General features: G+C 39.7%; 16 protein-coding genes. 2 read left to right on the forward strand and 14 right to left on the reverse strand.

Annotation, left to right across the window (positions count from 1 at the left end; translation table 11 throughout):
- The first annotated feature begins 25 nt into the window (after window positions 1–25).
- Complete coding sequence (gene olsF, locus CWC11_RS02660) at window positions 26–1,732, forward strand: bifunctional ornithine lipid synthase OlsF (RefSeq protein ID WP_138681451.1); 1,707 nt, start codon at window positions 26–28, stop codon at window positions 1,730–1,732.
- 35 nt (window positions 1,733–1,767) lie between these two features.
- On the opposite strand, the gene dapE is transcribed toward olsF, so the two are convergent.
- The gene (gene dapE / locus CWC11_RS02665; protein ID WP_138681452.1) at window positions 1,768–2,955 is read right to left on the reverse strand and encodes a succinyl-diaminopimelate desuccinylase; all 1,188 of its coding nucleotides are present in this window, start codon (window positions 2,953–2,955) and stop codon (window positions 1,768–1,770) included.
- 262 nt (window positions 2,956–3,217) lie between these two features.
- On the opposite strand from dapE, the gene CWC11_RS02670 reads away from it, so the two are divergent.
- Window positions 3,218–3,871: an OmpW/AlkL family protein gene (locus CWC11_RS02670; protein ID WP_058548533.1), complete on the forward strand. Its 654-nt coding sequence runs from the start codon at window positions 3,218–3,220 to the stop codon at window positions 3,869–3,871.
- Between the two features lie 30 nt (window positions 3,872–3,901).
- Here the strand turns inward: CWC11_RS02670 and CWC11_RS02675 are convergent, their stop codons facing one another.
- The 13 genes from CWC11_RS02675 to flhF are packed head-to-tail and all read right to left on the reverse strand — an operon-like array spanning window position 3,902 to window position 15,859.
- Window positions 3,902–4,303: a DUF2802 domain-containing protein gene (locus CWC11_RS02675; protein ID WP_138681453.1), complete on the reverse strand. Its 402-nt coding sequence runs from the start codon at window positions 4,301–4,303 to the stop codon at window positions 3,902–3,904.
- A gap of 17 nt (window positions 4,304–4,320) precedes the next feature.
- Window positions 4,321–4,818 carry a chemotaxis protein CheW gene (locus CWC11_RS02680; protein WP_058548535.1) on the reverse strand — a complete coding sequence of 166 codons (498 nt, stop codon included), beginning with the start codon at window positions 4,816–4,818 and terminating at the stop codon, window positions 4,321–4,323.
- A gap of 24 nt (window positions 4,819–4,842) precedes the next feature.
- Entirely contained in the window at window positions 4,843–5,625 is a 783-nt protein-coding gene (locus tag CWC11_RS02685; protein WP_138681454.1) for a chemotaxis protein CheW, read from the reverse strand.
- Window positions 5,626–5,628: 3 nt separating this feature from the next.
- The gene (locus CWC11_RS02690) at window positions 5,629–6,399 is read right to left on the reverse strand and encodes a ParA family protein (RefSeq protein ID WP_138681455.1); all 771 of its coding nucleotides are present in this window, start codon (window positions 6,397–6,399) and stop codon (window positions 5,629–5,631) included.
- Window positions 6,400–6,411: 12 nt separating this feature from the next.
- Window positions 6,412–7,371, reverse strand: coding sequence for a flagellar motor protein MotB (locus tag CWC11_RS02695; protein WP_138681456.1), 960 nt, complete (start codon window positions 7,369–7,371; stop codon window positions 6,412–6,414).
- Between the two features lie 2 nt (window positions 7,372–7,373).
- Complete coding sequence (locus tag CWC11_RS02700) at window positions 7,374–8,138, reverse strand: flagellar motor protein (protein WP_138681457.1); 765 nt, start codon at window positions 8,136–8,138, stop codon at window positions 7,374–7,376.
- On the reverse strand, window positions 8,131–9,279 hold the full coding sequence (locus tag CWC11_RS02705) for a protein-glutamate methylesterase/protein-glutamine glutaminase (RefSeq protein ID WP_138681458.1): 1,149 nt from the start codon (window positions 9,277–9,279) through the stop codon (window positions 8,131–8,133). The genes CWC11_RS02700 and CWC11_RS02705 overlap by 8 nt, the downstream gene beginning before the upstream one ends.
- Window positions 9,280–9,337: 58 nt before the next feature.
- Window positions 9,338–11,560, reverse strand: coding sequence for a chemotaxis protein CheA (locus CWC11_RS02710; RefSeq protein ID WP_138681459.1), 2,223 nt, complete (start codon window positions 11,558–11,560; stop codon window positions 9,338–9,340).
- 15 nt (window positions 11,561–11,575) lie between these two features.
- Window positions 11,576–12,343: a protein phosphatase CheZ gene (locus CWC11_RS02715; protein WP_058548733.1), complete on the reverse strand. Its 768-nt coding sequence runs from the start codon at window positions 12,341–12,343 to the stop codon at window positions 11,576–11,578.
- Window positions 12,344–12,360: 17 nt separating this feature from the next.
- On the reverse strand, window positions 12,361–12,744 hold the full coding sequence (cheY, locus tag CWC11_RS02720; RefSeq protein WP_008132609.1) for a chemotaxis response regulator CheY: 384 nt from the start codon (window positions 12,742–12,744) through the stop codon (window positions 12,361–12,363).
- A gap of 40 nt (window positions 12,745–12,784) precedes the next feature.
- A complete protein-coding gene (locus tag CWC11_RS02725; RefSeq protein ID WP_058548734.1) occupies window positions 12,785–13,495 on the reverse strand; it encodes an RNA polymerase sigma factor FliA in 711 nt (236 codons plus the stop codon).
- A gap of 26 nt (window positions 13,496–13,521) precedes the next feature.
- A complete protein-coding gene (locus CWC11_RS02730) occupies window positions 13,522–14,382 on the reverse strand; it encodes a MinD/ParA family ATP-binding protein (RefSeq protein WP_104643107.1) in 861 nt (286 codons plus the stop codon).
- Complete coding sequence (flhF, locus tag CWC11_RS02735; protein WP_138681460.1) at window positions 14,375–15,859, reverse strand: flagellar biosynthesis GTPase FlhF; 1,485 nt, start codon at window positions 15,857–15,859, stop codon at window positions 14,375–14,377. Before flhF ends, CWC11_RS02730 begins: the two co-directional genes overlap by 8 nt.
- Window positions 15,860–15,864: the final 5 nt, after the last annotated feature.

Below are 15,864 nucleotides of genomic sequence, written 5' to 3' on the forward strand. Positions count from 1 at the left end.
AGGCCAAATTGAAGATGAGGTTAATATGATAAGTGTTGATAAAGTAATTGCTGCAAATTTACCACAACTAGATAACTCTCCAAAGGTAAAAGGGTTAGTAAAAAAAGGTCTTGGTTATTTGCTACATGAACAAGAGTTTGTTGCTTTTGGTGATGCATATCCTCACCTACAAGGATTAGAGTTTGTTGAGCAAGTGCTTGATGAGCTCAATTTTGATACTCGTTATAAACCAAAGCAAATAGAGCATATACCAACAGAAGGTAAGTTAGTCATTGTTGCTAACCACCCTATTGGCTCATTAGACGCATTAGCGCTCATTAAAGTGCTCTCAGGTGTTAGGCAAGATTTAAAAGTAGTAGCTAACCGTATGCTAATGTCGGTAACGCCTATGCACTCTCTTTTACTGCCTGTAGATAACTTATCTGGGATGAGTAATAAACAAGAGCTAAACAATATACAAAATCATTTAAAAAGCGAGGGAGCCCTGCTCATCTTTCCTGCTGGTGAAGTATCTCGTTTAGGGCCAACCGGTATAAAGGACTGCAAATGGAATAGTGGCTTTTTACGCATGGCAAAAAAAGCTAACAGCCCTATTCTACCTATTTATATTAAAGCTAAGAACAGTCCTCTGTTTTATGGCACTTCGATGATTTACAAGCCTTTGGCTAGCTTGCTATTAGTAAAAGAAATGTTTAAGCAACGTCAAAAATCATTAGAGTTTGAAATAGGTGCCTCAATCCCTCCAGAGTCATATTTAATAGAAAACTTAAAAGACAAAGAGATTGTAAACCTAATTCGCAAGCAGCTATATCGCCTTACCACTAAAAAAACATTACCACTAAAAACACAAACTCCTATTGCAGTGCCTGAATGCAGAAAAGAGCTTAAAAAAGCCATAGAACAATGTAAGTTACTGGGGAAAACCCTAGATGGTATGCATATCTACCTATACCAATATACAGGTAGTTCACCTATTTTTAGAGAGCTTGGGCGCCTTAGAGAAATTGCTTTTAGAGCCGTGGGTGAAGGAAGTGGTAAACGCCGCGACATAGATAAATATGATATGGACTATCAACATTTGGTACTTTGGGATCCCACCCAATTAGAGCTTGTAGGTGCTTATAGGCTTGCATGTGCAAAAGACATTATAGATAAACATGGCAGAGAAGGTTTATACACCGACAGCTTATTTAGCTATACCGATGCTATGAAACCTTATTTAGAACAAGGTATAGAGTTAGGCAGAAGCTTTGTACAACCTAAATATTGGGGGCGAAAAAGCTTAGATTATCTGTGGTATGGGATTGGTGCTTTTGTAAAAAACTATCCGCAATACCGTTATTTATTTGGCGCTGTAAGCGTTCCAAATACGTTACCCGATCAAGCAAAAGCCATGTTAGTTTATTATTACCAACACTATTATAAAACTGATGAAGCGCTTGCAAGCCCTAATAATGAGTTTAAGCCTAGCGAGCAAGAGCTCATACAATGTAATACTGTTTTTAGCGGTAACGACGTAAAAGAAGACTTTGTTGAGCTTAAACACGTTCTTGCAAATATGAGTGTGCAAGTACCTACTTTATTTAAACAATATACTGAGCTTTGTAAGCCTGGCGGGGTAAAATTTTTAAGCTTTAGTATCGATCCCGATTTTAATAATTGTATCGATGGACTAGTACTCGTGGATATGCAAAACGTGAAAGATAACAAAGCGAAGCGTTACCTAGGTTAATAAGCATTAACTTAACTGCGAGCATGTGCTCGCTGTTAGTTTTCGTTTATAAAAATACGCGATAATAGATTAGTATAAATACCCTTAATCTTAATTAAATCATTAATTGAAACGTGCTCGTTAGTTTGGTGAATCGTTTTATTTAGTACACCACACTCTATTACTTGGGTGTGGTTATTTGAAAAAAAACGCCCATCTGATGTGCCACCGCTGGTACTTAAAAGAGGGTAACTGCCTGTTTGCTCATAAATGGCTTCCTCTACTTGCGCTATTAAGCACCCGTTATTATTAGCGCTGGTGTAATACGGCTCGCATGGACGCTCCCATGTGATAGATATTTTTTCTAAAAACTCATTTAATGTATTTAGTAATAATGCTTTAACAGCCGTACTGTTATAACCGTGACTATAGCGTACATTAAATGTGATTTCGCACTCACAAGGTACTAAATTATCAACCACGTTATTTATATTTATACCGGTTACTTGCAGTGTTGTTTTAGAACTTGCTTCATCTAGAAGCCAAACTTGCTCACTTAACGAATTTACTATTTTTGCGCCCAAATGCGCGGCATTAAGTGTATTTTGAGGATACGCGACATGCCCAGCCTTACCTCTTACGGTTATACGCGCAGAGAGCGCGCCACGGCGTCCGTTTTTAATTGTATCGCCAACTTGTATTGAGCTTGTAGGCTCTCCTACAATACAACCGTCTAATACAATGCCTCGCCTAGTTAGCCTATTTGCTATTTCTAAAGAACCAAACTCAGCTTCACCTTCTTCATCAGACGTAATAAGCCAATAAAGTGTGCCTGCTCTTGCAGACTTACTATTAATTAAATTTTTTGTAGCGCTTAACATCGCCGCTACACCGCCCTTCATATCAGCAGCGCCTCTGCCAAAAATAGCACCATCTACTATTTTACCTTCAAAAGGAGGGCTTAACCACGCGTCACCTGTTGCTGGTACAACATCAATATGGCCAGAGAAAGCAATGCTCGGACCCTCTTTAAATTTAATACTTGCTATTAAGTTTGTTACGCCATTTATAGTAAATTTTTCATAATTAAAGCCTAACTCTGTTAATTGCTTAATTAGCCAATCTATTGCACCCGCTTGCTCAGGTGTTACTGATTTAAAGCGAATGAGCGTCTGTAGGTACTCTACAACATCAACTTTACTATCTGTGTGTTTTATCTGTGATTCAAGCGCCGCTAAAAACATATTAAATATACTATGTAGCCTAAGAAGCTTTTATTAAAACGTGGTTTTATGACTCCCCTATGTCAGCCCTAATACATTCTTGTGACGATGAGCAAAATAAAATGTCAATATTTGCGATTAACGAATAACGCTAAAATTAATCTAAATCAATAAAGTGCTGCACAAGGTTCAAACATTTTTGAAACTTTGATCTAGAACAGGTTTTTAAATTTTTTATTCGTCAATAATAGTGGCAATTAAAAAGTCGTTCTCGGAGAACAGCATGAAAACTCAAATTAGCATTGCATTACTTACTTCTTTACTAGCACTCTCTCCTGCTGCACACGCTAACTTTAGCGTAAATGTTGGCGCTATTAACGTTAACCCTGACAACAGCAGCTCAGCAATTAACGAGGCGCCAACACTGGGTCTTAAAGGCGATTCAGATACACAATTAGGTATTACTATCGATTACGCATTTAACGACAAATGGGTGCTAGAACTTATAGCAGCTACACCATTTTCTCATGATGTAAACGGCGCTGGTGGTTTGGCTGGTAATAAAATTGCCGATATAAAACAATTACCACCTTCACTTGTCGCTCAATACCACTTTTTAGATACTAGTTATGCGCTAAGACCTTTTGTAGGTGTGGGTATAAACTACACTGCATTTTTTGACGAACAGCCATCGCAAGCCCTTAAAACAACACTGGGCACAGATGATGTAGAAGTAAAATTAGATGATTCTTTTGGCTTTGTAGCTCAAGTAGGCGCTAACTATAAAATTGATAAAAACTGGGGCTTGCACGCCATGGTATCGCTTATGGATATTGATACTGATGCAACGGTATACGCTAATGGTGCAAAAGCACTTACCTCAACGGTAGAGCTAGACCCTGTAGTGGCAATGTTTGGTGTTAGATATAGTTTTTAGAAAGTAGTATATGTGTGTGTTAAAAAGGCGCTATGCGCCTTTTTGTTTATGTAGTGAAAAAAGTAATTCAGCTTCAGCTCTTGGTAATTCGCATTCGCGTATAACTTCATCTAAATCAGCCCCGAGTTCAACCATTTTCACAGCACGAGAGTAGATCTTGGCATCGGGATCATCGTACTTTTGAGCCGCTTGTTGCTGTATTAAGTCTTGGTTTTGTTGTTCAACTTCAAGCACTCGCTTACCAATACTCAGCAATCCGGTTCTTAACTCTGACACTTCACTTCTTAAAATATGAGTTTGCTCAGATGATTCTTTAAGTTGCTGAGAAATGGAATCAATTTCTGCAGTGTGTTTATTTTTTAATGCAATAATTAACGCCAGCGATATAAGACCTACCGCTAGCGCCGATATAGCTATACTAAGTAACAGCATAATTTATTTGGTAAAGCTTATATATCGCTTAACTCATCCCATTCATCATCACTAAGTAGTTTATTTAAATCAACTAATATAAGTAATTCATTATCGCGATTACAAACACCTTGAATAAACTTAGCACTTTCTTCAGTACCCACATTAGGAGCACTGTCTATTTCAGAACTTCGCAGATAAACAACTTCAGATACGCTATCGGCTAAAATACCAATGACTTGCTCTTCTGCTTCAATAATCAAAATTCGAGAATTATCAGTAGTATCAGCTGCTGGTAAGCCAAAACGAGAGCGAGTATCAATAACCGTTACCACGTTACCGCGAAGGTTAATAATACCAATAACATAAGAAGGCGCTCCAGGTACTGGAGCTATTTCTGTATAACGAAGTATTTCTTGTACTTGCATTACATTTACGCCGTAGGTTTCTTCCTCAAGCTTAAACGTAACCCACTGTAAAATTTCATCATTATTATCTGCATTTTTATTTGCTGACAGTAATTTATCTTGATTCATGCTATTACCCCGTAATGGTCATTACTACTGACGGCTGTCTAAGCCTTTCTCTAATAATATATTTAAGTTGTCTACATCAATTAAAGCACACATTTTTTCTTTTATAACGCCCGCAAGCCATGGACGCTTGCTTTGGTTGGTACGCCATTTTACATCTTCTTTACTCAATGTAATGTTATTTATCAGCTTTTCAGCTAATAAGCCCCACTGACTATCGCCTAGTGTAATTAAATATTGATAATCTAATGACGCTTCTAATTTTTCATCGTACTTTTCTGGCATTACCCAACGAGCGGTATCAACAACGTTGAGTTTTTCCTCTCGGTTAAGCATGACACCTTTAAACCACTTAGGTTTACCAAACAAATGATTTACTTCACCTAATTGATGAATACCACCTAATGCCTTTAATGGCACAGCAAGTGTGAGCCCTGCCACTTCAAAAAATAACGCCTGAAACTCACCTTCAAAATAATCAGCCTTACCATCAATTGAAAGCTGCGGCTCAGTGCTTTCAAGTGCGGTAGTGGTTGCTTCTACATTGTCGTTATTAGCAACCTCACTAACATTTTCGGTATCAGATATTGGCTCTACATCTGAAGCGAGTAAATCTTGATCGAATACTTTTTCTGCTGCTTTTAATTGCTCTTTAGGTTTTAAATGAACTTGCTCAGGCTGTGTGCCATCTGGGAGCTGCTCGAGTAACTTTGCTACTGGCTCAAGGCTATCTACAGGCTCGTCTTCACAAAGCAAAGCCCCTAGGTATTGTTTCATTACTTTTTCATTAGCAAATAATTGCTTACTCATTCATTAACCTTGTTCAATTAAATACTCCAATAGCGCTTTATATGCATATACACCACGCGAGCGGGGACAAAATTCTATTGGCACTTTTTGCGCTAAGCTTGCATCTCTAAACTTAGTATCCACCGGAATAACACCTGGCCATACTTTATTAGTGTATGTATTTTGTAATGTTTTATATGCCTCTAACGATGCTTTAGTACGCTTGTCATACATAGTAGGAATTATAGTATATTGATAATCTTTCGCCTGAGAGGTTTGCATTAATTCCATTGTGCGCATCATTCTATCGAGCCCTTTAAGCGCTAAAAATTCAGTTTGTACGGGAACTAAAATACGCTCACTGGCGGCTAAAGCGTTAACCATCAACACACCTAAAACAGGAGGACAGTCTAAAATGGCATAGTCGTAATGTTCACTGATTTTTGCAAGCGCTTTTTTTAATATTAGTCCCATTCCCGTTTTATTACCCATACTTCTATCAAGCGTGGCGATGGCCATAGTTGCGGGTAAAATATCTAGATTTTCGAGAGTTGATGGACATAATGCTTGAAGTATTTCTTCGCTTTGCATACTCGTACCACGTGCAAAAATATCGTACACGCTGACTTCTAAGTCTTCAGAGTCTATACCAAAGTAATATGTGAGTGATGCATGAGGATCGGTATCTATAAGCAGCACACGTTTACCCTGCAAAGCTAAAATACCAGCAAGGCTAACAGCAGTGGTTGTTTTTCCAACCCCTCCCTTTTGATTTGCGACAGTCCAAATCTTCACATTTTGTCCTAATTACTGTTCATTGCGTGTGGTTATGCGAATACCACCATGAGGCAATCGAATTATTTTGATAGTATCGTCGTCCGAAGGTAGCTCGACTTCGTGCTCTACCGCTTCAGGCTCACTTTCTTGCTCACCTTTTTTAACTTCTTTTTTAGGCGGTAGGCCATACTTAGAAAGTGCAATTACAACTTTACGATTTTCAGCTCGCCCTGCGGCGGTACTGTTATCTGCAAACGGAGAGTATTGACCATATCCCTCTATAGCCATTCTTGCCGAGTTAATACCTAACGCCTCGAGCTCCACTAAAATACTGGTAGCTCTAGCAACCGATAGCTCCCAGTTAGAGCGAAAAATTTCATTACGAATAGTTTCATCGTCAGTATAACCGCGCACTCGTACATAGTTATCTACAGGAGCAATAATATCTTTAACTATTTTAACTACTTGCTTTGCTCTTGAGTGGGCAACTGAGCTTCCACTTGAAAACAACATTCCAGAACTAAGCTCTATAATCAACCAATCTTGGTTAAGCTCTAAGCTAGCCTCGCCATCACGAATTTCATCAATTAGTGCTGACTGTAATTTAACTAAAAGGCTATCAAGGGGTTTGCCTAAATACTTTTGTTGAATATTACTTGTATCACTTTGGCCATCAAGAAGCTCAGGGCCTTGCTCTTGCTTTTGAATACTTTCACCATAAAGAACTTCTTGCTCTGGCGTCACTCTATCGGTCAAAATTCCATTGCCGTTAACACCTTCACCTTGCTGCGAAAATTGGCGTGCAGACTTATCAAAAACATGTTCAAGTGAGTCAGATAAAACCTGAAAGCTTTCTTCTTTATTAATAGCAATAGCGTATAGCACTACAAAAAAGGCAAACATTATAGTCATGTAATCAGCATACGACACAAGCCAACGCTCTGTGTGTTGGTCTTTAGCGGCTGAATGACGAAGGCGCCTACGCAGCATAGTTACGCATCCACTAAATTAGGGCGCTCAACACGATAAGCCTCAAGCTTTAATTCTATATTCATAGGGCTTTCGCCAACGCTTATAGCAATCACACCTTCAGCAAGCATTTCATGGTATAGCATTTTTTGCTCAACTCGCTGTTTAAGCTTATTTGCCATTGGTAAAAACAGTAAATTAGCGAGTCCAACTCCGTAAATTGTCGCTATAAAAGCAGTTGCCACACCTGCGCCCAACATTTGTGGGTCAGTAATAAAAGACATTGCCTGAATTAATCCAAGCACAGCTCCTAAAATCCCAATGGTAGGACTGTAACCTCCCATGGCTTCATAAACACGAGCAGCTTCTAATAAGCGATCACGTTCAAGTAGTAAATCAATTTCGAGTGTGTCGCGCAGCTTTTGCTCTGAACAGCCATCAATCAGTAAGCTTAAACCTTTTGCAGCATAAGCGTCTGAGTGAGTTAGTGCTTCGTTTTCAAGCGCTAAGTAACCTTCTTGTCGAGCTTTATGGGACCAGCGCTTGACTTGCTCTATTGCTTCGTCAATATCATAGTGAGGAGCAACAAAAACCCAGCTACTCATATTCAGCATTTTTTTAAATGTACTGGCAGAGGTTTGTAACATAACCGCGCCAATAGTGCCGCCTAAAACAATAATTAATGCAGGCCCATTAAAAAGAGCTGAAACAACGCCACCCTCTAAAGAATAACCAATAGCTATTGCACCAAGCGCGACGACTAACCCAAGTATTGAGAGCTTATCCACACCCAGTCTCTCTTTTAATTCTCATAGCAACATCATCAAGTGCTAAATTTTCACTTGCAAGTCCTGCGTTTGCGATCGCTTGTGGCATACCATACACTACGCAGCTTTTTTCATCTTGAGCCCAAATTGTGGCACCAGTTTGCTTGAGCATCCGCGCACCATCACGCCCATCAGCGCCCATGCCAGTTAAAACAATTGCCAACACATCACCTTGGTAAGCCTTTGCTGCACTGGCAAAAGTAACATCTACACTAGGTTTGTAACTTATGCGTTCGCTATTATCTTCAAATACACGCAATGTTCTATTTGAGCCGCGCCCTTCAACCATCATTTGTTGCCCACCTGGCGCTAAGTAAGCCGTTCCAGGTTGTAAACGATCCCCTTGCTGAGCTTCTTTTACTTTAATTTGGCACAATCCATTTAGACGTGCAGCAAATGCTGGCGTGAACGCAGCAGGCATGTGTTGAATAAGTAAAATTGGGTGAGGAAAATTTGCAGGTAACTGAGTTAAAATAGTTTGTAGTGCAACAGGTCCCCCTGTTGATGTACCTATTGCAACAAGTTGGTAGTGTTTACCACTTGCTCGTATTGACGCATTATTTGAGTGAGCTTTTGCAGGCTCAGTACGTTGAAAGCTTCTATCAGGCTGCTTTACAGTGCTAGCCCCTGAAAAACTAGAGCGTACAGACGTTGCTCTTTCTACTGGTTTACTTGTAGTGATTGGCTTAAACGCTCTTGGCGCCCGCCTTCTTCCTATTTCTTTTACTTTTGTTTGTAGTAACTTAATAGCATCTTCGTTATTACGCGCAATATCTTCGAATTTTTTTGGTAAAAAATCCATTGCTCCAGCATCTAGTGCATCTAATGTTGCTGTTGCACCATCACGTGTTAGCGACGAAAACATTAATATCGGCGTTGGATTACTCGCCATTATTTCTTTCACAGCACTAATGCCATCAAGCACGGGCATTTCTACATCCATAGTGATCATGTCAGGGCGTAGCTGCGCTGTTTTTTCTACAGCTTCTCTGCCATTTACAGCAAAACCTATAACGTGTATGTCGCTATCTTGTTCAAGTATTTCGCTTACTCTACGGCGAAAAAAGCTTGAATCATCAACAACTAAAACTTTAACGGCCATTTAGCTCTCTTATTAAGTTTATGCGCAGGTAAGTATTTACTACATACCTGCATTATTATTAGCCTGCGTAATGTTTTAACATGCTTGGAACATCAAGAATAAGTGCAATACCACCATCAGAGGTAATTGTAGCGCCTGCCATACCTGGCGTGCCTTGAAGCAATGCATCAAGCGGCTTAATTACCACTTCCTCTTGGCCTATTAATGAATCGACAACAAAACCAACTTGCTGCGTTCCAATTTGAACAATAACAACATGTCCTTGGGCTTTTCGCTGAGAGCGGTCTGCACCTTTAACTAGCCAATGCTCTAGATAAAATAACGGAATCGCTTTTTTACGCACAATAATTGTTAATTGACCATCAACAACATTTGTCTTAGTTAAATCTAAATGGAATATCTCACTTACCCCAGCCAGTGGTAAGGCAAATGTTTGTGCCCCAACAATAACCATTAGAGTAGGTAAAATAGCTAAAGTTAGAGGAACTTTTATTTCTAAAATAGTGCCTACACCTAGCTCAGACTGTATGCTAACCGAACCATTCAATTGAGTGATTTTAGTTTTTACTACGTCCATCCCTACACCACGGCCAGAAATATCTGAAATTTCTTCTTTGGTAGAAAAACCTGGAGCAAAAATTAGGTTATAAGCTTCAGTGTCAGAAAGTCGACTCGCTTGGTCATGATCGAGAACGCCTTTACTAATCGCTATTTTTTTGAGTTTCTCAGCGTCCATACCTGCACCATCATCTTTAATGGTTAACAAAATATGATCGCCTTCTTGCGATGCAGATAACGTTACATTACCTGTTCGTGGTTTGCCTGCGGCTTCACGGGCGGCTGGCATTTCAATTCCATGATCGACTGAATTACGAACTAAATGCACAAGAGGATCGGCAAGCGCTTCAACTAAGTTTTTATCTAAATCAGTTTCTTCACCAACAAGTTGTAGATTTATATCTTTATTTAAACTACGCGCTAAATCACGAACAACACGAGGGAAACGGCCAAAAACCTTTTTGATTGGCTGCATTCGTGTTTGCATAACCGCACCTTGAATATCAGCAGTTACTACATCAAGATTAGATATTGCTTTACCCATGGCCTCGCTATCAGAGTTAGTGGCAAGACTCACTAAGCGATTTCGAACAAGTACTAGCTCACCCACCATATTCATAATTTGATCAAGACGTTTAGTATCTACACGTACTGTAGTTTCAGCTGGCGGTGGTGCTGCCTTTTTAGGTGCAGGAGGTGCTTTTGCTGCAGGCTTTTCAGGTGCTTTGTCAACTGGTTTTGGTGCAGGGGCTTTAGCTGGTTCCGCTTTTTTTACCGGCTCAGGCTGTTTTGCAGCTGGCGGTGAAACAGGCTCAGGTTGTTTTGCAGCTGGTGCGCTTTCTATCGATTTAGGAGCAGTCCCTTTACCATGAAGCTCATCAAGAAGCGCTTCAAACTCATCATCACTAATTTCATCATCTGACGATGAACTCACATCGTTTGGTGTTGCTTTAGCTTGTTCAACAGGAGCTTGTGCAGTGTTACTTTTTTCTGGTTCTGAGTTTGCTACAGCACCAAAACTACCAACACCATGCAATTCATCTAATAAACTATCGAATTCATCATCTGTTATATCGCCGCTAAAATCAGCACCGCTTGCTGTTGCTTCTTCAGCAATAGGACCTTGTCCTTTACCATGAAGTTCATCAAGCAGGTTTTCAAATTCGTCTTCGGTAATTTCATCTATTTGTGCATCAGCTGCGCTAGGTGCACCACTAAATAATTCATCAAAAGCAAATGGGTCTTCTTCGTCTATATCATTCGCTTCTACAGACTCAGCTTGAGGTTGATCTGGTTCATTTTGGGATGCTGCACCGGCTAGTTCAGCCTCTGTCGGCGGTAAACCAAGTATGTGAAGAGTTTCGAGTAACTGGGGGTCTGCAGGTTCAGGTTTGTCTCTATTTTGAATAGTCGCAAACATTTCGTTAATGGTGTCGAGGGCTTGTAATATAACATCCATCAACTCAGAGTTGACAGTTCGCACTCCTTGACGCAGTAAATCGAATACGTTTTCTGCACCATGACACGCATCAACAAGCTCCGTCATTGCTAAAAAGCCGGCACCACCTTTTACGGTATGAAAACCTCTAAATATAGCATTTAGTAGTTCGGTATCTTCTGGGTTATTTTCCAGCTCAACTAACTGTTCAGATAAAAGCTCTAGGATTTCTCCAGCTTCTACCAGAAAGTCTTGTAAAATATCTTCATCGACTTCAAAGCTCATGCAGTTACTCTCCTCTTAGAAGCCCAAACTTGATAAAAGATCATCGACTTCATCTTGATCAGATACAACATCATTACGTGAATCTTTATCAATAATAGGGCCTTCAGGACCTGCTAAAGTTTGTGTGGCAACTGGTTCTTCTGTTTTTTGTTGTTCTATTATTTCAGCTGTGCTGTCATCTTGTGCAGCAAAGGCTGTTAAAAGATGGAGTAAGCTCTCTTCAACTTCTCTTACAAGTTCTATAACACGACGAATGACCTGTCCGGTTAGATCCTGATAGTCTTGAGCCATTAACACGTTGGTCATTAAGCTCTGTAACTCATCGGTTTTATGATGAGAGTTGTTCATAAACTTATCGATGCTATGACACAGCGTCTTAAACTCACCTAACTCAATTTCGCGACTCATTAAGCGATCCCAAGTCGGTTTAATATGAGATATTTCATCTGCTAATTGCTGAGCAATAGGCAAACTTGCTTCAACGGCATCCATTGTTTTATTAGCTGCATTTTCTGTCATTTCCATAACATAATTAAGCCGCTTTTTAGCATCAGGAATAGCGTCAGTAGTTAAGTCAGTTAAACGTGTATCAAGTTCAAAGCTTTTAAGCGCTTCGTGCAATTGACGGGTTAACTTTCCAACTTCAGCAAATAATTCAGATTGCTCTTGTGAAGCGGTTTCTAAAATTAACTGATTGGCTTTCTCTTGCTCACCGTTTTCTAAAAAAACGACGAGTTGTCGAGCTTGTTCTAAAGTTATTTGAGGCGCAGCAGGTGCTGACATAAGCCTCTCCCCCATCATTAACCTAAACGTTCAAATACTTTTTCTAATTTAGTTTTTAATGTTCCAGCCGTAAAAGGCTTAACAATATAACCATTAACACCAGCTTGAGCTGCTGCAATTATTTGTTCTTTTTTAGCTTCAGCTGTCACCATTAGTACAGGGATATGCTTTAGCTTATCATCTGCACGAATCGCTCTTAAAAGGTCAATACCTTGCATTCCCGGCATGTTCCAATCTGTAACCACAAAATCAAATACTTGATTTTGTAACATAGGCAAAGCTGTAGAACCGTCATCAGCTTCTTGAACGTTAGTGAAGCCTAAGTCACGTAACAGATTTTTAATAATACGTCTCATCGTTGAAAAATCATCAACAACAAGAATTTTCATGTTTTTATCCAAAACATCCTCCAGTGAGGTTTTAACCTTAGTTTACTTACTACTAATTTATCCAGTCATTGATTTTAGCTTTAAGCTTAATCATCGCCTGACCATGTATTTGACTTACACGCGATTCACTTACATCGAGTATATGTCCTATTTCTTTTAAATTCATTTCATCGTTATAGTACAAAGAAAGTACCATTGCATCACGCTCTGGTAATGACTTAATTGCACTAAGCAAAGACTCATTAAACCGTTCATTTTTAACATTATTAAAAGGTTTGTCTAGTGATAAATCTTGCCCTACCGGAGTGATAACATCTTCATCAACTCCAAGATCCTCAATACCTAATACTTTACTTGCGTTAACATCATTTAAAATATGATGGTACTCATTTAACGAAATTTCAAGTTTTTCAGCAACTTCAGTATCTGATGGTTCACGATTTAAGCTGCTTTCAAGCTCCGTGATGGCCTCAGCTACTTGTCTACTTTTACGGTGTACTGAGCGAGGGGCCCAATCACCACGGCGCATTTCATCGAGCATAGCTCCACGTATTCTTATACCTGCGAAGGTTTCAAAACTTGCGCCTTTGGTTGCATCAAAGTTTTTTGAAGCTTCAATTAAACCTATCATTCCTGATTGAATTAAATCATCAAGTTGAACACTTGGCGGTAATCTAGCAATTAGATGGCATGCCACTTTTTTTACAAGCGATGCATGCTTTTCAACAATCACATTTAAGTTTTGTGTTGTTTGATATCCCATAGCTCTATTCACCAATGTTGTCATAATTAGCCGTTTACTAGTTTTTCAATGAAAAACTCTAAATGCCCAGATGGTTGGTTTGGTATTGGCCATTTAACTGCTTTTGTTGCCAGCGTTTTAAATGCAAGGGCTGCTGGCGAATTCGGAAAGAGTTCTACAATTACTTTTTGACGACGCGTTGATTTACGCATATTTTCATCATATGGAACGGTGGCAACAAGCTCCATTGAAATATCTAAAAAACGATCGGTTACTTTAGATAACTTTGCAAATAACTCTTGGCCTTCTCGCATACTGCGGACCATATTTGCAACAATTTTAAATTTATAAACACCATGCTCACGGCTTAATACTTTAATTAATGCATATGCATCAGTTATTGATGTTGGCTCATCACAAACAACAACCATGACATCTTGTGCAGCGCGAGAAAAACTCAGCACCATGTCAGAAATACCGGCGGCAGTATCTACAATTAAAATATCAAATTCAGTGTTGAGTTCACTAAAGGCACGAATTAAGCCGGCATGCTCTGAAGGCGACAGTTCGACCATACTTTGCGAACCCGACGTAGCAGGTACAATTTTTATTCCTGCAGGGCCTTCAACTAAAATTTCATCCAGCTCACATTCGCCAGATAAAACATGTGACAAGTTGCGCTCTACGCGCAAACCAAGCATCACATCACAATTTGCTAAGCCTAAGTCGGCATCAAGCACTAATACTCGATTACCTTGCTGCCCTAATGCAATAGCAGTATTTAGAGAAACATTTGTTTTCCCTACTCCACCTTTACCACCAGTTACAGCGATAACTTTTACGCCGTTGTTATTGTTTTGACTCATTTTGCGCAGGCCGCTTGCTTGATCTAATACTGTGTTAATCATACATCCCTACTGTGCTTGGCGCCACTGCTTGGTGCCTTGAATGTTGTGCTTTTGTTCTTTTTAAATACAATTGCTCAGCCTTTTTAACTAGTTTCTCAGCATTTGCAACTCGAATATCTTCTGGTACTCGTTGCCCGTTAGTAAGATACCCTATTGGAAGGCGATTTTGAATCGCAATACTAATAATCTCACCCAAACTTAAAGACTCGTCTAACTTGGTGAAAATACAACCACTTAACTGTACTTTTTTAAAGTGACGTACGGTTTCTTGTAGTACATTAATTTGTGCTGTTGCACTTAGTACTAAATAACTACGAATATCAACGCGTTGATTACGCATCAATGTATTTAACTGCTCAGTTAAACGCAAGTCTCGCTGGCTCATACCTGCTGTATCAATTAATACTAGACGCTTATTACGTAAATGATATAAAACTTCAGCTAATTCATTAGCATCTTTTACTTGTTTAACTCCACAACCAATGATTCGTCCGTATGTGGCAAGCTGCTCATAAGCACCAATTCTGTAAGTATCAGTTGTGATTAATGCGACTTTATCAGCACCATATTTTTGAGCGCCTAACGCTGCAAGTTTAGCAACCGTTGTTGTTTTACCTACGCCTGTTGGGCCAACTAACGCATAAACACCACCTTGGCGAAGTATCTCGTTGTTAGTTGTTTGCATTTGATCTTCGACCATAGTTAATAATGCTTTCCAACCTTGTTGGCGAGATACATCGTCAGGCACAAAACAAGCCATTTGCTGAGCGACTTCTTTATCTATACCCATACCGACTAAACGGTCAACCATACACGCACGTGTTGGATCGCGACGCGCCATATCTTGTTGCATTAAACTCGATACTTGATGTTCAAGTAATTGACGAATTGCATTCATTTCCTCACGCATATTTGTCATTTCTTCGCTTTCATTATTTTTAGTTTGTGGGCGAGAATTTACAGGCGCTTCTAAATCATCAAAATCACGGTCTAAGTCGTCAAAACCTAAGCTATCAGCTTGCGTATGCGGACGCTGCGGGGCTACATCATCACGTGAAAACATATTATTGGTAGGACGCGCTTTAGCGACAGGCTCTTGGTAGTTGTCGGTAGTATCAATACCCGATTGTGAAAACATTGAAGCAAGCTCTGGAGAACGAGGACGTGGAGACTGGCGCTCTAATAACGCTTGTAAGCTGTCTGCAACTTTTGCTTGAGGCTCTGGTTTAGCACGCTGAGGCTCTGGTTTTACAAAATTATGCATACTTTGTTGTGGGGCTTGAGCACGTGTGTTTTGAGCTGCTTGAGGCTGCGAAGCTACTTTAGGGGCTGCCTTGTCATAATCAACCGCTGCTACAATTTCAACACCGTTAGCAAGCTTCTTATTTGACATAATAACCGCATCAACACCTAACTCATCTTTAACTTCTTTAAGTGCTGTGCGCATATCTTTAGCGAAAAAACGTTTAATTTTCATGGTTT

The organism is Pseudoalteromonas sp. S3178 (assembly GCF_005886985.1).
In the GTDB taxonomy this organism is placed as follows: domain Bacteria; phylum Pseudomonadota; class Gammaproteobacteria; order Enterobacterales; family Alteromonadaceae; genus Pseudoalteromonas; species Pseudoalteromonas carrageenovora.